This is a genomic window from Pseudomonas sp. NFACC05-1, assembly GCF_900100135.1.
Lineage (GTDB): Bacteria > Pseudomonadota > Gammaproteobacteria > Pseudomonadales > Pseudomonadaceae > Aquipseudomonas > Aquipseudomonas fluorescens_Q.
Window position 1 is genome coordinate 192,763 of sequence record NZ_FMTR01000001.1, and the last position, 18,189, is coordinate 210,951.

13 protein-coding genes are annotated in these 18,189 nt (G+C 60.9%); 5 read left to right on the forward strand and 8 right to left on the reverse strand.

The window, feature by feature from the left end; all coding sequences use genetic code 11:
- Positions 1-24: 24 nt before the first annotated feature.
- The 3 genes from BLO97_RS00940 to BLO97_RS00950 form a co-directional block, all read right to left on the reverse strand.
- Positions 25-1,743, reverse strand: a complete 1,719-nt coding sequence (locus BLO97_RS00940; protein WP_092344465.1) for a hydrogenase maturation protein — start codon at positions 1,741-1,743, stop codon at positions 25-27.
- A gap of 216 nt (positions 1,744-1,959) precedes the next feature.
- On the reverse strand, positions 1,960-2,274 hold the full coding sequence (locus BLO97_RS00945; RefSeq protein ID WP_063322011.1) for an SCP2 sterol-binding domain-containing protein: 315 nt from the start codon (positions 2,272-2,274) through the stop codon (positions 1,960-1,962).
- A 51-nt stretch (positions 2,275-2,325) separates the two neighbouring features.
- Positions 2,326-3,036: a histidine phosphatase family protein gene (locus BLO97_RS00950; protein ID WP_092145585.1), complete on the reverse strand. Its 711-nt coding sequence runs from the start codon at positions 3,034-3,036 to the stop codon at positions 2,326-2,328.
- A gap of 226 nt (positions 3,037-3,262) precedes the next feature.
- On the opposite strand from BLO97_RS00950, the gene sohB reads away from it, so the two are divergent.
- Positions 3,263-4,294 (forward strand): protease SohB, encoded by a 1,032-nt coding sequence (sohB, locus tag BLO97_RS00955; RefSeq protein ID WP_063322009.1) that lies wholly within the window; start codon positions 3,263-3,265, stop codon positions 4,292-4,294.
- Positions 4,295-4,417: 123 nt separating this feature from the next.
- Here the strand turns inward: sohB and BLO97_RS00960 are convergent, their stop codons facing one another.
- The gene (locus BLO97_RS00960; protein WP_063322008.1) at positions 4,418-4,912 is read right to left on the reverse strand and encodes a DUF934 domain-containing protein; all 495 of its coding nucleotides are present in this window, start codon (positions 4,910-4,912) and stop codon (positions 4,418-4,420) included.
- Positions 4,896-6,554, reverse strand: a complete 1,659-nt coding sequence (locus tag BLO97_RS00965; RefSeq protein ID WP_092145591.1) for a nitrite/sulfite reductase — start codon at positions 6,552-6,554, stop codon at positions 4,896-4,898. Before BLO97_RS00965 ends, BLO97_RS00960 begins: the two co-directional genes overlap by 17 nt.
- Positions 6,555-7,057: 503 nt before the next feature.
- Here BLO97_RS00965 and BLO97_RS00970 point away from each other — a divergent pair.
- On the forward strand, positions 7,058-8,185 hold the full coding sequence (locus BLO97_RS00970; protein WP_092344467.1) for an ABC transporter substrate-binding protein: 1,128 nt from the start codon (positions 7,058-7,060) through the stop codon (positions 8,183-8,185).
- 54 nt (positions 8,186-8,239) lie between these two features.
- Here the strand turns inward: BLO97_RS00970 and BLO97_RS00975 are convergent, their stop codons facing one another.
- Positions 8,240-8,458: a DUF2970 domain-containing protein gene (locus BLO97_RS00975; RefSeq protein WP_072347696.1), complete on the reverse strand. Its 219-nt coding sequence runs from the start codon at positions 8,456-8,458 to the stop codon at positions 8,240-8,242.
- Between the two features lie 230 nt (positions 8,459-8,688).
- Between BLO97_RS00975 and BLO97_RS00980 the strand changes: the two genes are divergently transcribed.
- Positions 8,689-10,161, forward strand: a complete 1,473-nt coding sequence (locus BLO97_RS00980; RefSeq protein ID WP_092344469.1) for a reprolysin-like metallopeptidase — start codon at positions 8,689-8,691, stop codon at positions 10,159-10,161.
- 167 nt (positions 10,162-10,328) lie between these two features.
- Here BLO97_RS00980 and metH read toward each other — a convergent pair whose 3' ends face one another.
- Positions 10,329-14,039, reverse strand: a complete 3,711-nt coding sequence (gene metH, locus BLO97_RS00985; RefSeq protein ID WP_092145595.1) for a methionine synthase — start codon at positions 14,037-14,039, stop codon at positions 10,329-10,331.
- A gap of 156 nt (positions 14,040-14,195) precedes the next feature.
- On the opposite strand from metH, the gene BLO97_RS00990 reads away from it, so the two are divergent.
- The gene (locus tag BLO97_RS00990; RefSeq protein WP_092223985.1) at positions 14,196-16,487 is read left to right on the forward strand and encodes a fatty acid cis/trans isomerase; all 2,292 of its coding nucleotides are present in this window, start codon (positions 14,196-14,198) and stop codon (positions 16,485-16,487) included.
- A 115-nt stretch (positions 16,488-16,602) separates the two neighbouring features.
- Positions 16,603-17,187 carry a Fe-S biogenesis protein NfuA gene (gene nfuA / locus BLO97_RS00995; RefSeq protein ID WP_092344471.1) on the forward strand — a complete coding sequence of 195 codons (585 nt, stop codon included), beginning with the start codon at positions 16,603-16,605 and terminating at the stop codon, positions 17,185-17,187.
- A 200-nt stretch (positions 17,188-17,387) separates the two neighbouring features.
- On the opposite strand, the gene cobM is transcribed toward nfuA, so the two are convergent.
- Positions 17,388-18,134: a precorrin-4 C(11)-methyltransferase gene (cobM, locus tag BLO97_RS01000; RefSeq protein WP_092344473.1), complete on the reverse strand. Its 747-nt coding sequence runs from the start codon at positions 18,132-18,134 to the stop codon at positions 17,388-17,390.
- Between the last annotated feature and the right edge of the window lie 55 nt (positions 18,135-18,189).

Below are 18,189 nucleotides of genomic sequence, written 5' to 3' on the forward strand. Positions count from 1 at the left end.
GCCGCGCCTCGCCGATACCGGACATTATTGGACGGCTTGGACCTGTGCCGTTCGTGCCCAAGGGGCGACCAGGCGTTCTGGCGTGCGGCAGGCCTTGTGCTTGAAGACGAAACCACGGCACTTGTCGGCGAAGCCGTGGCGATTGTCCACCATGTCATGTCGCATCTGCGCGAGCTCACCCTCGCGGCACGCCTGGATCGCTGACAGGCTCCGCTCGGCCTTGCGAACCCGGATGCTTTCATAGTTCGGATCGAGCAGCGCACTGTTGGCTCGTTGCAGCAGCCACAGGCCGAACTCGTCGGGGCAGCGTGGTCCGATCTCCTGGACCATGCCGTAGCGCAATGCCTGGAGGGCGCTGATCGGCAGGCAGTCCCGGGTGAGTTTCCAGGCCATGTCCGGCCCGACCGCGCGGGGCAGGCTGTAGGTCCAGTATTCAGAGCCGTACAGGCCCATGGTCGCGTAGTGCGGGTTGAGCACGATGTCACGGCGCGCCAGCACGATATCGGCCGCCAGAGCCAACATCACACCGCCGGCCCCGGCGTTACCCGTCAGACCGCTGACCACCAGTTGCCGTGCGCTGAACAACTCAAGGCAAACGTCATCGATGGCCTGTATGTTGGCCCAGGCCTCCAGGCCGGGTTCGGCGGCGGCCTGGATAACGTTCAGGTGCACGCCGTTGGAAAAGCTCCCGCGCCCGCCGCGGATCAACAGCACCTGGGTGTCCCGGGACTTGGCCCAGCGCAATGCCGCCACCAGGCGCTGGCATTGCTCAGTGCTCATCGCCCCGTTATAGAACTCGAACGTCAGCTCTCCCACATGGCCGCATTCCCGGTAGCGAATGGGCTGATAAGACTCATCGCTGAACGGCTGGCGGGCCAGGGAACCGTCGAGCACCGGGACGCCTTCGAGGAGGTTCGACAAAACATGGCGCGCCGGACGCTTGAAGGTCTGGTCGCCGGGCTGCGGCTTGCGGCGCAGGGCGCCGATCCACAGGCTTGTATCCCCTGTCGCCACCAACACCGCATCGTCACGCACGGCCAGCAGTTCGCCGGGCAGGCCGTGGCGAACGTCCGGATGGGCGTCGTACAGGTAAAACTGTTCGCCGGCCAGGCTCGCGAGTACGCCGGGTTGACCGTCGGCCGCGTCGATGCAGCGCTTGATGAAACCGCTGCTGTCGTGCCAACTGAAGGTGCGATGGGCCTGGGTCATGTTCGGTTGCAGGCGTCCGACCACGTCATGACGGCCATAGTCCAGTGGTACCGGGATGAAACCGTCGAGGTACTTCTCCACGACCTCGCGGATGCAACGAATGGCGGCGTCGCTGACCGGGCCGTTATACAGCTCGGATTTGCGCAGGCCTTGGGGCAGGTCGAATTCGCACGTGGCCCAGACTGGCCCGGCGTCCATTTCCTCTACCGCCTGCAATGCCGTGACGCCCCAGCGCTCGGGCTGCCGAGTGATCGCCCAGTCCAGGGCGCTGGCGCCGCGGTCGCCGACAATTCCGGGATGAATGATCACCACCGGGCGCCGCGGATTGCGCCATAACTGCTCGGGTACACGGTCCTTGAGAAACGGGCAGATCACCAGGTGGGCGCCGCTTTCTTCGATTTGCCGGCAGACCGAGGCCGGATCGGTGAACAGCACGACGCTAGGGCGATAGCCGGCCTCGCGCAGGTCCAGCCAGGCGCGTTGGGTCAGGCCGTTGAAGGCACTCGACAGCAAAATGATCTTCAGTGTGGGCATGAGTCTCTCTTCCGTGAGATGAGCAGGCGCCGGCTCCCGATGAGCCGTCCCTGGCTTGATGGAAGCGCTACATTAGCGGCTGGGGGAGGAGCGACAACTGACAGGGATCAAGGTTGTGAGTGCAAGGCAGAATCAGCGCAGGGCAGAAACACGAATCCCGCCACGGGGGCGGGATTCGTTTGCAATCAGAGGCCCGCGAAAAACGCGAGCGCAGTCTCAGCCAGGGAACAGCTCGGACAGTTTCATGGCCAGCATCATGTCGCCTTCGGTACGCAGCTTGCCGCTCATGAACGCTTGCATGCCGTCGGTGCTGCCGTCGACGATGCCTTGCAGGGTTTCGCCGTCCATCACCAGGGTCACCTGGGCGTCCGGGTTTTCACCTTCCTGCAGTTCGCAGGTGTTGTCCTTGACGACCAGCGAGAAATTCTTGGTATCGTCGATGCGGAAACCGAATACCAGATCCAGGCCGGCAGCGGCGGCTGGGTTGAACTTGGCTTTCATGGCTTGTACGGCGTCGGCTACGGAGGTCATGGTTTCGATCCTTATTTGGGTGGTACAGCAAGGGTCTACAGTAATCCGGACTCAGCGAAAGGTGATGAGGTCCGGGGCCTTCAGCAGTTGCAGGTGGGCATGGCTGTTGAAGGAAGCCAGGGCCACCTCGCGGCCCCTGAATTTCAGGTGGTTGAGCGAGGTGTTGACGATTTGCCAGTTCAGTTCGAAGGCCTGTCGGGCCGGTATCTGGGTGATCAGGTGGAGCAGGGCGGTGATGGTGCCGCCGGAGGTGAACACGGCTATTTTGTGGGTGTTGTCGGCTTGCTCCAGGATGCGCTGCAGGCCCGCGTGGACCCGCTCGACAAAACCCAGCCAGCTTTCCAGGCCCGGCGGGTCATACTGGCCGCTGAGCCAGCGTTCGACGATCAGCGCGAAGATGCGCTGGAATTCGGCGCGGTTCTGCGCAGCGTTGCGCAGGATATGCAGCGCCTCGGGCTCCTGGGGAAGCATGTCCGGCAGCAGGGCGCGAATGACCGCGTCGGCATCGAACTCGTTGAACGCGGTGTCGGTTTCCAGCCCGGGAACCGGTAACCCGGCGGCGGACATCTGTTCCAGCGCGCCGATGGCGGTATCCTGTTGGCGACGCAGGTCACCCGAGAGGCAGCGATCGAACACGACACCGAGCTCCGCCAGGTGGCCGCCGAGCACTTGCGCCTGGCGCACGCCATTGGGTGAAAGGACATCGTAGTCGTCCGCACCAAAGGAGGCCTGGCCATGTCGAATCAGATAGATACTGCCCACGTCCGCGTCATCCCGGTACGTTGAAGGTTTGGCGAGGTTATGGGGATGGCGGTGAGCTGTCAATGAAAAAACATACGCTTGTTTGAAATGCCCGTTGCAGCCTTGTCCTGCCTCGCTCGCGTTAACGTAACCACCGGTTTCATGACTGGTCGCGACGCAGCCGCATGGGTATGCTGGGACCGTTACGCGCCTGTGTTCAGTGGCACATTGCATTTAAGGAGTTGCTGTGGAGTTTTTCATCGAGTACGCCGGTTTCCTGGCCAAGACCGTGACGCTGGTGATCGCCATCCTGGTGGTGCTGGTCAGTTTTGCTGCGTTGCGCAGCAAGGGGCGGCGCAAGTCGACCGGTCAGTTGCAGGTGAGCAAACTCAACGATTTCTACAAGGGGCTACGTGAGCGCCTGGAACAGACGCTGCTGGACAAGGATCAGCTCAAGGCGCTGCGCAAGGCCGAAGGCAAGGCTGAAAAGGCCGGGAAGAAAAACAAGGACAAACCGGCGGCCAAGCCCCGGGTGTTCGTGCTGGATTTCGACGGTGACATCAAGGCCTCGGCCACCGAGAGCCTGCGTCATGAAATCACTGCGCTGCTGACCCTGGCGACGCCGAAGGATGAAGTAGTGCTGCGCCTGGAAAGTGGCGGCGGCATGGTCCACAGCTATGGCCTGGCCTCGTCGCAACTGGCGCGGATCCGTCAGGCCGGCGTGCCGTTGACGGTCTGCATCGACAAGGTCGCGGCCAGTGGTGGCTACATGATGGCGTGCATCGGCGAGAAGATCATCAGCGCTCCCTTCGCGATCCTGGGTTCCATCGGCGTCGTCGCGCAATTGCCCAACGTCAACCGGCTGCTGAAGAAACACGACATCGATTTCGAAGTGTTGACGGCCGGGGAATACAAACGCACGTTGACGGTGTTCGGCGAAAATACCGAGAAGGGCCGGGAGAAATTCCAGGAAGACCTGGACATTACCCATGAGCTGTTCAAGAACTTCGTGTCCAACTACCGCCCGCAACTGGCCATCGATGAAGTGGCGACCGGTGAGGTCTGGTTGGGTGTCGCGGCGCAGGGCAAGGGCTTGGTGGACGAGCTGAAAACCAGCGATGAATACCTGGCCGAACGCGCCAAGGGTGCCGAGCTGTACCACCTGCACTACGCCGAACGCAAAAGCCTGCAGGAACGCATCGGCATGGCGGCCAGCGGTTCGGTGGATCGTGTGCTGCTCAGTTGGTGGAGCCGCCTGACCCAGCAGCGGTTCTGGTAATCCGCGTAGCCCGCCCTCGCACTGCCCCTGTGGGAGCGGGCTGGGCCGCCACGGTGGTAGGACCATCAAATGAAAAAGCCCTGAACCGGTACACCCGGCTCAGGGCTTTTTCATAGGGCTGTCTCAGCGACGACGGAACAGCGGCAGCGGTTCGTCAGTGGCAGCCTGGTAGGTCACCGAGAAGTCCTTGAGGCTTTCGAGGGCCTCAAAGGGGTCTTTGTCGGCACGCAAGGCAAAGGCGTCGAAGCCGCAGCGGCGCATGTAGAACAACTGGTCGCGCAGTACGTCGCCAATCGCCCGCAACTCACCCTTGAAACCATAGCGGTCGCGCAGCAGGCGGGCGTTGGAGTAGCTGCGCCCGTCGGTGAAGGCCGGGAAGTTCAAGGCGATGACCTGCAACTGGTTGGCGTCCTCGCCGATTTCCTCGGCTTCCTCGTCGGCGTCCAGCCACACGCCCAGGCCGCCGTCGCGGGCCTTGAGGGCGTGGGCATGATCGCGCCACAAGGCCAGGGGCACGATCAGGTCGTCACAGTTGGAGATGCCATCGAGGGTCGCGTCCTTGGGCAGCAGGTGCCAGGTTTCGTCGATGACCTCGTTGTTCTTAATGATTCGCTGCATAGACGCGTTCCTTGAAGAGGTCGATGCCAATACGTTGGTAAGTGTCGATGAAACGCTCGTCTTCGGTACGTTGTTCGATGTAAACGTCGATCAGCTTCTCGATCACGTCAGGCATATCGTCCTGGGCAAACGACGGGCCGAGGATCTTGCCCAGGCTGGCGTCGCGGCTACCGCTGCCGCCCAGGGAGACCTGGTAGAACTCTTCGCCTTTCTTGTCCACGCCCAGGATGCCGATGTGGCCGACGTGGTGGTGACCACAGGCGTTCATGCAGCCGGAAATGTTCAGGTCCAGCTCGCCGATGTCGAACAGGTAGTCCAGGTCGTCGAAGCGACGCTGGATCGATTCGGCGATAGGGATCGACTTGGCGTTGGCCAGGGAGCAGAAGTCGCCGCCCGGGCAGCAGATCATGTCGGTCAGCAGGCCGATGTTCGGGGTGGCGAAACCTTGCTCGCGCAACTCGCCCCAGAGGGTGAACAACTGGCTCTGTTCAACGTCCGCCAGGATGATGTTCTGCTCATGGGAGGTGCGCAGTTGGCCGAAGCTATAGCGCTCGGCCAGGTCGGCCACGGCGTCCAGTTGCTTGTCGGTGATGTCGCCCGGCGCGACGCCGGTTGGCTTCAGGGACAGGGTCACCGCGACATAACCCGGCTTCTTGTGGGCCAGGGTATTGCGGGTGCGCCAGCGGGCGAAGCCAGGGTGTTCCTTGTCGAGGGCAGCCAGCTCGGCGTTCTGGTTGCTCAGGACTTTGTAGTCTGGATCGACGAAATGCTTGGCCACACGGTGGACTTCTGCTTCGGTCAGGGTGGTCTGGCCGCCACGCAGGTGAGCCATCTCGGCTTCGACCTTCTCGGCGAACACTTCAGGCGTGAGGGCCTTGACCAGGATCTTGATCCGCGCCTTGTATTTGTTGTCGCGACGGCCGTAGCGGTTGTATACCCGCAGGATGGCGTCGAGGTAGCTCAGCAGGTCCTGCCACGGCAGGAACTCGTTGATGAACGCGCCGACCACCGGCGTACGCCCCAGGCCACCGCCCACCAGTACACGGAAGCCCAACTCGCCGGCCGCGTTGTAGACCGTCTCCAGGCCAATGTCGTGGACTTCGATGGCCGCACGGTCAGAGGTCGAGCCGTTGATGGCGATCTTGAACTTGCGTGGCAGGTAGGCGAATTCCGGGTGGAACGTCGTCCACTGGCGGACAATCTCGCACCACGGGCGCGGGTCGATCAACTCGTCGGCTGCGACACCGGCGAACTGGTCGGTGGTGACGTTGCGCAGGCAGTTGCCGCTGGTCTGGATCGCGTGCATCTGCACGGTGGCCAGTTCGGCGAGGATCTCGGGCACATCTTCCAGGGCTGGCCAGTTGTACTGGACGTTCTGCCGGGTACTGATGTGGGCGTAGCCCTTGTCGTAATCGCGGGCGATTTGCGCCAGCTTGCGCACCTGGCGCGAAGTCAGCTGGCCATAAGGCACAGCCACCCGCAGCATCGGGGCGAAGCGCTGGATATACAGGCCATTCTGCAAGCGCAGAGGGCGGAATTCTTCTTCGCTCAGCTCGCCTGCCAGATAGCGTCGGGTCTGATCACGGAACTGCTTGACGCGGTCCTCGATGATCCGCTGATCGTACTCGTCATATACGTACATATAAGTCTCGGTCTCAGGCTTGGGCCGATCAGAAACAGCTGCATGTTGGCTCGCTGGAATCGGGTTCTGCCTCGGCAATTCTGCGCGCACGGCCGCGCACTCCTAGAGGAGCCGGTGCAAGATACCTGTTTTGAGTTATGCGCAAAAGTGATGTTTGAGTATATGTAAAGAACCAAATCGACTAATGAGATTGATTATTGCCTAACCCACATTTGTCGTGCGGGCAATCATCGTCTTAACTGTGGTCGAGTCCCTATGCAATCACCTACAAAACCGACAAGAGGCGATGCAATGAGCAATCCGACCAAAGCAAGGAAAAGCGACAGTACCGTTGATGCCTGGGCCATTTTGTTCCTGATTATCCTGGTGGTGGGCACCGCAGTGTTCTGGGTCAGTCATCAATAGGTTCGAGCCGTTGCCAGCTACATGAAGGTCTCGCGTTCATGTGCCCGTTCGCCACCCGGGTCGTTATACTGGGTGGCGTATTATTCAGGGCGGGCGGGATGTTTAAGTTTATCTGCAGGCTGGTAGCGTTGTTATGCCTGTCATTCTGGTTACCGGTGCACGCCGCCGGCGCTGTTTCTCCTTCAGCCCAGGTGAGGGCTGCGACTTCGGTGGTGTTCCTCAATCCGGGGCGTTCGACCGAGACGTTCTGGGTCAGCTATAGCGAGTTCATGCAGGCCGCGGCTAATGGCTTGGGGTTGCGCCTGCGCGTGGAGTACGCCGAGCGCGATCCCGAGCGCATGATCCGCCAGGCTCAAGACGTCATCACGTCGGTTGACCGTCCGGACTACCTGGTGCTGGTGAACGAACAGTATGTTGCCCCGCGCATCCTGCAATTGGCCCAGGGTAGCGGGATCAAGCTGTTCCTGGTGAACAACACGCTGACCAGCGACCAGACCCGCCTGCTGGCACAGCAAGGCGCGCCGCCTGCCGAACTGCTTGGCAGCCTGGTGCCCGACGACGAGCGCAGTGGCTACCTGATGCTCACCGAGCTGTTGCGCCAGCATGGGCCGCTGGCGCCTGGGCAAACCCTCGACCTGTTGGCATTTTCCGGAAAGAAGTCCACGCCTTCGGCGCAACTGCGTGAGAAAGGTCTGTACCGGGCGCTGGCGGAGCATCCACAGGTACACCTGCGCCAGTTGGTCTATGGCGAGTGGAATCGCGAGCGCTCCTACGAGCAGGCCAGCCAACTGGCCAAGCGGTATCCGCAGACCGCGTTGGTGTGGTCCGCCAACGATGAGATGGCCCTGGGCGCCATGCAGGCGTTCGAGGAGGCGGGTCGCCAGCCAGGCAAGGATGTGTTGTTCAGCGCCATGAACAGTTCCAGGGCGGCGCTCCAGGCCCGCATCGACGGGCGCTTGAGCGTGCTGTTCACCGGGCACTTCAGTTTGGGAGGGTGGGCCATGGTGCTACTCCATGATCACGCCCGGGGCACTGACCTCGCGCGTCATGGCGGCTACAACCAGCAGATCGACCTGATGCAATCGCTCGATCCGGCCCGCGCTCGAGCGTGGCTGAACATGGATCCTGCCAAGGACTATCGCCTGGATTTCAAGCGCTTCAGCCTGGTGTCGCACCCGGATGGCGAGCGCTATGCCTTTTCGCTCGATGGGCTGGGGCGTCGCTAGCCTCGGCCCGGATTGCAGGCAAGCTGTCCATAATGATCTGTGGATACTAAGTGTTCACACACCCGCAAAGTACAACACCAAATTAACGATCCCATACAACGTCAACCCGAAAATGACCGTAAACAGGATGCCGAGGATCACGAAGTGACTTGGCTTTCCATGGGTAAAGTCCCGGGCGCGGTTTTTCCCGCTTTGCACGCCAAAGGCCGCCGCCCCCACGCTGTGCAGCATTTGCAACAGAGTGGGTGGCTTATTGTCGGTTGGATCGTCCATAAATCCCTCGTCTGTCATGTGTGTGGGACAAGCATAGACAAAAGATCTCGATCCGCGGTGGCCTCAGTCATGGATCTCTGGCGCCCGGTTTTCCCCCAACGCCTTGGCAGACAGAAAATCAGTCAACCTAAGCCTTCCTGACCCGTGTCGCTACTGGTACTTCTGTCAGTATCCGCTTCGGTGGGATTGGATCACGCTGATGACTCCTGTCACTTGCGGAGATATCAGCCATGAACGTCCGAAGCTCGTTCACGGCCACGGTTTTTTACCGTTGGGCTACGGCTACGCTGGTTTTCCTCTTGGGGTTGCCGGTAAGCAATGCGGCAACCGAAAGCCAAGAGAACACACCTCAACCGACGTCGGCGAGTGTTTATGCCAATGCGATTGGCGATGCCCGCTTTGAACGTTCGGCGATACACGTTGAGCAGGGCTATACGATTGAAAGTGGCAATTTGTATGCCCGTGATGGTGAGACGGGGTCGTTGGTGGTGGTTCGGTCTCCAGATGGAGCGGTCGTTGGGGTCGTCAATGAGCCCGATAAGCACGGCTTGTTAAAAGTTGATCCCCAGGGGCGCCTTACATTCATCGCCGAGCCAGCTGAAGACTTATTGGAAAACGATACGGTCAAATCACGGGAAGATCCTGCTCCTCCGGAGGCGGCCAGTGACGGGCACTCTTATATTGATATGCTCTTCGCTTATTCTGCCAATGCGCTGAATCAGCTGGAGGTCGATCCCATTGCTCACGCGCTTGCACAGGTTGAAATGGTCAATCTCAGCTTACGAAACTCGCGCGTCGGGGAAGTTTCATTGCGACTCGGTGCCGTCAGCGTTTTTGATGTGCCTTACAATACCAGTAACGAGGGATTGACCAATTGGCAAGATCTTCTCAGCCCCTATCGGGACCGGTACAAAACCGATGTGAACGCAGCCATTGCGACGGGTACCAACCAAGAGCAGGGAAGAGCCTATTTTCGTGGATATTCAAGCGTCAGCGCCTGGTATGCATCCACCACTTTTACCCATGAGATAGGGCATAACGTCGGAGGGGACCATTGCGAAGAGGCAAACGGTTCGGACTACAACTATGGCTACAATAACGGCAAAACCAAAACCAATATGTGTACCGGTAGTCGATCCCTCTACTATTCGACACCTGCCGTCAATGATACTTACGGCTTGCCGATAGGGGATGCAAGGACGGCCGACATGGCACGCGTCTGGCGTGAGAGTACGGCGCGATTGACGGGCTATAAACCGGAACTGCCAGGTCTGCGTATGCTTGTCGTCAGTGGCCTCCATAATCAGGCGTCTACTTACATCCGGATTCCTGGAATAGAGCGACTTTATATGGGTGGGATTGTTGCTCTGTCAGCCGATGTGGGTCCTACAGAGCTGGCGCCAGGAACAGATGAAAAGTTCACGATGCTGAGGGTGAAGTTGTTCAATGCGGTAGGTAATGAAGTGGTCGTTAAGTTACGGGGGATTCGCGTTCAAGAGGAAAATGGTTGGCGGGAAAATATGAACAGTAAGCGTTTTCTCGGAGCGCTCGGCCCCATGGTTGGGCTTGAAATACAATACGATGTTCGGGATAACGTAGCGCTTCCGGCGGGATACTATAATGGATTGTTGCAGTTGGAGGCTCGAAGGGCTAATTCCGATTGGAAGGAACCGATAAATATAATTGTCTCGGTGAAGAAGTAAATAAAGCGGTGGCGTCAGTATTTTATCGCGGTGTTTTGCGTTGGAAGCGCTGCTGGGCTTTCGAAAGACGACAGTTGAGTCCTGAAAATCGCAGCCTTCGGCAACGACAGGATTATGTATCCATGCAGTTGACGAAGGCTGCGGTCTGTTTGGGCCAAGATCTTATATCAGCTGTCATACCCCAAATTAGGCGATAACCAACGCTCCGTCACACTCAACTCCTGGCCTTTACGCGCGGTATAGCTCTGGACCTGGTCCTTATCGATCTTGCCCACGGCGAAGTACTGCGCCTGGGGATGGGCGAAGTACCAGCCGCTGACCGCCGCTGCCGGGAACATGGCGTAGTGTTCGGTGAGGAACACGCCGCTGCGTCCGGCCTTCAGTTCGCTGGCCTCGGGATCGAGCAGGCGGAACAGGGTGGCTTTCTCGGTGTGGTCCGGGCAGGCCGGGTAACCGGGGGCAGGGCGGATGCCGGTGTATTGCTCCTTGATCAGGGCGTCGTTGTCCAGGCTCTCGTCCTGGGCGTAGCCCCAATAATTTTTGCGCACTTGCTGGTGCAACCATTCGGCGCAGGCCTCGGCCAGACGGTCGGCGAGGGCCTTGACCATGATCGAGTTGTAGTCGTCGCCGGCCTCCTGATAGGCCTTGGCGACTTCTTCGGCGCCGATGCCGGCGGTGGTGATGAAACCGCCGACGTAATCGGTCACGCCGCTGTCCTTGGGCGCGACGAAATCGGCCAGGGAGAAGTTGGGCTTGCCGTCGGTCTTGATGATCTGTTGGCGCAGGTGGTGCAGGCGCGCCAAGGGCTTGCCGTCGTCACCGTAGACTTCCAGGTCGTCGTCATGCACCTGGTTGGCCGGCCAGAAGCCGAACACCGCGCGAGCGCTGATGAGTTTCTCGTCGATCAGCTTGCGCAGCATGGCCCGGGCATCGGCGTACAGTGCGGTGGCGGCTTCGCCGACCACTTCGTCGGTGAGGATGCGTGGGTACTTGCCGGCCAGGTCCCAGGAGATGAAAAACGGCGTCCAGTCGATGTATTCGGCCAGGACGTTCAGGTCGATGTTATCCAGCACCTTGGCGCCGGTGAAGGTCGGCTTGACCGGCTGGTAGCTGCTCCAGTCGAACTGCGGCTTCTTGGCGATGGCCGCTGCATAGCTCAGGCGTTCGGTCCGAGCGCTACGGTTGGATGTACGCTCGCGCACGTCCATGTAGTCCAGGCGGGTTTTCTCGACGAAAGCCGGCTTGAGTTCCTTGGACAGCAACTGGGTCGCCACGCCCACGGCACGGGAGGCATCGGTGACGTAGATCACCGCGTCGTTGCTGTACTTGGGCTCGATCTTTACCGCCGTGTGGGCCTTGGAGGTGGTGGCGCCACCGATCATCAGCGGCAGGTGGAAATCCTGGCGCTGCATCTCCCGCGCCACATGCACCATTTCATCCAGGGACGGGGTGATCAGGCCGGACAGGCCGATGATGTCGCACTTCTGTTCCTTGGCTACCTGCAGGATCTTCTCCGCCGGCACCATCACGCCCAGGTCGACGATGTCATAGCCGTTGCAACCGAGCACCACGCCGACGATGTTCTTGCCGATGTCATGCACGTCGCCCTTGACCGTGGCCATCAGGATCTTGCCCTTGGCTTCCGGCTTGTCGCCTTTTTCCGCCTCGATGAACGGAATCAGGTGGGCCACCGCCTGCTTCATCACCCGGGCGGATTTCACCACCTGGGGCAGGAACATCTTACCGGCGCCAAACAGGTCGCCGACGATGTTCATGCCGGCCATCAGTGGGCCTTCAATGACCTCGATCGGTCGGGCGAACGACAGTCGCGATTCTTCGGTGTCTTCGACGATGTGGGTGGTGATGCCCTTGACCAGGGCATGTTCCAGGCGCTTGTTCACTTCCCAGCCGCGCCATTCCTCGGTTTCCGCTTCCTTGACGCTGCCGTCGCCCTTGTACTTGTCGGCGATGGCGAGGAGGGCGTCGGTGCCTTCGGGGGTACGGTTGAGGATCACGTCTTCCACGGCGTCGCGCAGTTCCACCGGGATCTGGTCGTAGATCTCCAGTTGGCCGGCGTTGACGATGCCCATGGTCAGGCCCGCGCGGATCGCATACAGCAGGAACACCGAGTGGATCGCCTCGCGCACCGGGTTGTTGCCTCGGAACGAGAAGGACACGTTGGACACGCCGCCGGAGGTCAGCGCGTAGGGCAGTTCGTCGCGGATGTAGGCGCAGGCGTTGATGAAATCCACGGCATAGTTGTTGTGCTCTTCGATACCGGTGGCGACGGCGAAGATGTTCGGGTCGAAAATGATGTCTTCCGGCGGGAAGCCGACTTCATTGACCAGGATGTCATAGGAGCGCTTGCAGATTTCCTTCTTGCGCGCCTCGGTGTCGGCCTGGCCGGCTTCGTCGAACGCCATCACCACCACGGCGGCGCCGTAGCGCTTGCACAGCTTGGCGTGATGGATGAACTGCTCGACGCCTTCCTTCATGCTGATGGAGTTGACGATGCCCTTGCCCTGGATGCACTTGAGGCCGGCCTCGATCACTTCCCACTTGGAGGAGTCGATCATGATCGGCACGCGGGAGATGTCCGGTTCGCCGGCAATCAGATTGAGGAAGGTCACCATGGCCTTCTTCGAATCGAGCATGCCCTCGTCCATGTTGATGTCGATCACCTGGGCGCCGGCCTCGACCTGCTGCAGTGCCACTTCCAACGCTTCGGTGTAGTTGTCCTCGCGGATCAACCGGGCGAACTTGGCGGAACCGGTAATGTTGGTCCGCTCGCCGACGTTGACGAACAGCGAGCTGCGATCGATGGTGAACGGTTCCAGGCCCGACAGGCGGCAGGCCCGGGGAATCTCTGGAATCGGTCGCGGGGCATAGCCGGCCACGGCCTTGGCGATGGCTTCGATGTGCGCCGGGGTGGTGCCGCAGCAACCGCCGACGATGTTCAGGAAGCCGCTCTGGGCGAATTCCTCGATGACTTTGGCGGTCTCGGCCGGCAATTCGTCGTATTCACCGAATTCGTTGGGCAGGCCGGCGTTCGGGTGCGCCGAGACATGGGTGTTGGCCTTGTTCGACAGCTCTTCCAGGTACGGGCGCAGCTCGCTAGCGCCGAGGGCGCAGTTCAAGCCCACGGAAATCGGCTTGGCGTGGGCCACGGAGTTCCAGAAGGCTTCGGTGGTCTGGCCGGACAGGGTACGACCGGACGCATCGGTGATGGTGCCGGAGATCATGATCGGCAGTTCGACGCCCAACGCTTCATAAACACCCTGCACGGCGAAAATCGCTGCCTTGGCATTGAGCGTGTCGAAAATGGTTTCGATCAGGATCAGGTCGGCACCGCCTTCGATCAGGCCCTTGGTGGCCTCGGTGTAGTTCTCCACCAGTTCGTCGAAGGTCACGTTGCGGTAGCCGGGGTTGTTCACGTCCGGCGACAGCGAGCAGGTGCGGCTGGTCGGGCCGAGTACGCCGGCAACGAAACGTGGCTTGTCCGGGGTTTCCAGGGTCTTGGCGTCAGCCACTTTACGGGCCAGGCGCGCGCCTTCCAGGTTCAGCTCGTAGGCCAGGCCTTGCATGCCGTAGTCGGCCTGGGACACCTGGGTGGCGTTGAAGGTGTTGGTTTCCAGGATGTCGGCGCCAGCATCCAGGTAGGCTTTTTCGATGGCGCCGATCACGTCCGGGCGGCTCAGCACCAGCAGGTCGTTGTTGCCCTTGACGTCGCTCGGCCAGTCGGCGAAACGCTTGCCACGGTAGTCCTGCTCTTCGAGCTTGTAGCTCTGGATCATCGTGCCCATGCCGCCGTCGAGGATCAGGATGCGCTCCTTGAGGGCTTGCTGGAGAAGATAAAGGCGAGCGCTGCGATCGGACATAGGACTACCTGGAAAAAAAGACCATTACGAAGGCCAGGATGATAGCAAACCTGTGCAGGATTTGATCATGATGGGCTTTTGCATGAATATCGCTCATGTTTGCAAGGCGATGCTGGCCCGGTAGAATCGCCGGACTATCTCTTAGGGACCCGAGACATGCCGTACCGCGTCTTATTCGGCAGTCTGTTGCTGCTGTTGTGTTTTACCGCAGCCGCCGGGAGCCGCGCTCCAGCGATCTCCTACACCCGCGACATCCAGCCGATCTTCACGGAAAAATGCGTGGCCTGCCATGCCTGCTACGACTCCGCTTGCCAGTTGAACCTGGGCAGCGGCGAAGGCGCGGCACGGGGCGCGAGCAAGCTGTCGGTGTACGACGGCGAGCGGCGCCAGGCGGCCGAGCCGACCCGCTTGTTCTATGACGCCTCCGGCCAGCGCGCCTGGCAGCGCAAGGGCTTCTATTCGGTGCTCGATGCCCAAGGCAGCCAGGCTGCCCTGATGGCGCGCATGCTGGAGTTGGGCCACCGCACGCCGTTGCAGCCCAACGCCAAGCTGCCGGAAGAGATCGTGCTGGGCCTCAATCGCGAAAACAGCTGCGCGATGCCGGATCAATTCAACGAATACGCCGGCGCCCATCCCAAGGAAGGCATGCCCCTGGCCGTCACCGGCCTGACGGACCAGCAATACCAGACCCTGCAACGCTGGCTGGCCGCAGGCGCCCCCATCGATCAGCAGGCCCTGGCCCCGAGTGCCGCCGAAGCCTTGCAGGTGGTGCAATGGGAAAACCTGCTCAACGCCCCTGGCGCCCGGGAAAGCCTGGTGGGCCGCTGGTTGTTCGAGCACTGGTTCCTGGCGCACATCTATTTCAAGGACGGCGAGCCGGGGCATTTCTTCCAGTGGGTCCGTTCGCGCACGCCCACCGGCCAGCCGATCGACCTGATCAATACCCGCCGTCCGAATGATGACCCTGGCACCCGCGTCTATTACCGGCTCTGGCCGGTGCAAGGGGTGATCGTGCACAAGACCCATATCACCTACGGCTTGAGCGCGGCGAAGATGGGGCGCATCAAGAGCCTGTTCTACAGCGGCAAATGGCAGGTGACCGCGTTGCCGGGCTACGGTCCGGAGCGCCGGGCCAATCCATTTTCCACCTTCGAAGCGATCCCGGCCCAGGCTCGCTACCAGTTCATGCTCGATAACGCCGAGTATTTTGTGCGCACCTTCATTCGCGGGCCGGTGTGCCGGGGCCAGATTGCCACGGACGTGATCCGCGACAATTTCTGGGCGCTGTTCCAGGCCCCCGAACATGACCTGTACATTACAGATCCGAACTACCGCGGCCAGGCCACGCCGCTGCTGGCAATGCCGGGGCAGAACGACGACGTGGGCAGCGTCCTCAGCTTGTGGCTCGACTACCGGGACAAGCGCAACGAGTACGAAGCCTTGCGCCGCGACGTCTATGCCGATGCGCCGGCGCCGAGTTGGTCGACGCTGTGGGCCGGGAATGACAATGCATTGTTGAGCATTTTCCGGCACTTCGACAGTGCCTCGGTCAACAAGGGCTTGATCGGCGAAGTGCCGCAGACGATGTGGCTGTTCGACTTCCCGTTGCTGGAGCGCACCTATTACCAATTGGCGGTGAACTTCGATGTATTCGGCAACGTGTCCCACCAGGCCCAGACCCGGCTGTATTTCGATCTGATCCGCAACGGTGCGGAGCAGAACTTCCTGCGCCTGATGCCGGCCGACTCCCGGGAAGGCTATCTTGACGACTGGTACCAGGCCGGCGGCAAATTCAAGATGTGGCTCGATTATGAGGCCATCGACGATGACAAACCGACCGCCCTCAAGCTTGATGAGCGCGACCCCAAGGGCGATTTCACCCAGCAACTGCTGGCCCGGTACGGCGAGCTGAATGCCCGCCCCGATCCGATCAACCGCTGCGACGGCGCCTACTGCTCGCGCCCGAACATCGACCCGGCGCTGCAAAACGCCGAACAGGCCCTCAGTCGGCTGGTGTCGCGCCCTGCGGCGGGGCTCAAGGTGATCGACCAACTGCCGGAAGCGACTCTGCTGCGCGTCGAAACCGCCAGTGGTCATCGTGAAGTCTACAGCCTGCTGCGCAACCGAGCCCATAGCAACGTGGCGTTCCTGCTGGGCGAGGAGGCGCGATACCAGCCGGGGCTGGACACACTCACGGTCTACCCGGGCGTGCTCAGCAGCTATCCGAACTTCATGTTCAACATTCCGGCCGGGCAAGTGCCGGCATTCGTCGAGGCCATGCAAGGCGCCCAGGATGCACCGGCGTTCGAGCGGATTGTCGAGCGCTGGGGCATTCGTCGCAGCCACCCGCAGTTCTGGTACTACTTCCACGACCTGAGCCAGTACATCCAGGAGACGGAGCCCCTGGAAAGCGGCGTGTTGGACATGAATCGCTACCAGAACCTCTGATCGACAGCTCCGGCGGCAAACTCCGTGCCGCCGGACGCTTTCCTGACAAAAATACTGGGACTTTGTCCGGCGCGATGATTGGCGTAAACTGCCGGCAAGCCTGCGAGGAGTTTCCATGACCGCCATTACCATTACCGATGCCGCCCACGATTACCTGGCCGACCTGCTGTCCAAGCAGAACACCCCGGGTATCGGGATCCGCATCTTTATCACCCAGCCCGGCACCCAGTACGCTGAGACGTGCATTGCCTACTGCAAGCCGGGGGAAGAAAAACCCGAAGACACCGCGCTGGGGCTCAAGAGCTTCACCGCGTACATCGACTCGTTCAGCGAAGCCTTCCTGGACGATGCGGTGGTCGACTACGCCACTGACCGCATGGGTGGTCAACTGACCATCAAGGCGCCAAACGCCAAGGTGCCGATGGTCAATGCCGACAGCCCGGTCAACGAGCGCATCAATTACTATCTGCAAACCGAAATCAACCCGGGGCTGGCCAGCCACGGCGGCCAGGTTTCGCTGATCGACGTGGTGGAAGACGGCATCGCCGTGCTCCAGCTCGGCGGCGGCTGCCAGGGCTGCGGCCAGGCTGACGTCACCTTGAAGGAAGGCATCGAGCGCACCTTGCTCGAGCGCATTCCGGAGCTCAAGGGCGTACGCGACGTGACCGACCATACCCAGAAAGAAAACGCCTACTACTGATAGGTGTTCGCTGTGGCGAGGGAGCTTGCTCCCGCTCGATTGCGAAGCAATCGCAAGGCAACCGATGTGCTCTTCGTGATGGGCACATGAGTTGCAGGGGGACCGCTTCGCGGTCCAGCGGGAGCAAGCTCCCTCGCCACAATAGTTTCAGTCGTCAGCCTGGACCCACAGGGGACTCGGGTTGGCTCCAGCCGGTTGCGTCAAGGGCGGTAGAGATGCGCATGCCCGGCACGGTACAGCGATGATTCGCTGAACACGTCATTGCCCAGCACACGCCCCACCAGGATCAGCGCCGTTCGGCGGAAACCCTTGGCCTGCACCTTCTCGGCGATATCTGCCAGTGTACCCAGCACCCAATCCTGATCCGGCCATGTTGCCCGGTGAATCACCGCGATCGGGCAATCCGCGCCGTAGTGGGGCAGCAGTTCACTGACGATTTTTTCCAGATGATTGACCCCCAGGTGAATCGCCATGGTCGCTCCGTGCTGCGCCAGGCTGGCAAATTCCTCCCCGGCGGGCATCGCGGTCTTGTCCGCGTAGCGCGTCAGGATCACGCTTTGGGAGACGTCAGGCAAGGTCAGTTCTGCACCCAGCAAAGCAGCACAGGCTGAGGTCGCGGTCACGCCCGGGATGATTTCGAAAGGGATGCCCAGTTCCTGCAGGCAACGAATCTGCTCGCCAATGGCGCCGTACAGGCTTGGGTCGCCGGAATGCACCCGGGCCACGTCCTGCCCCTTGAGATGGGCGCTCTTGATCAATTCGATGATCTGTTCCAGATGCAGCTCGGCGCTGTTGATCACCTGTTCGGCACAATGGCCTTCAAGGACGGCGGTTGGTACCAGGGAACCGGCGTAGATGATCACCGCGCAGTGGCGGATCAGTCGCTGGCCTTTGACGGTAATGAGATCCGGGTCGCCGGGGCCGGCGCCGATGAAGTAAACGGTCATGACCGGCTCCTGTGAAAGGTGGGTGAGCGTCGCCCAGATGAAGATCGCTCATGAT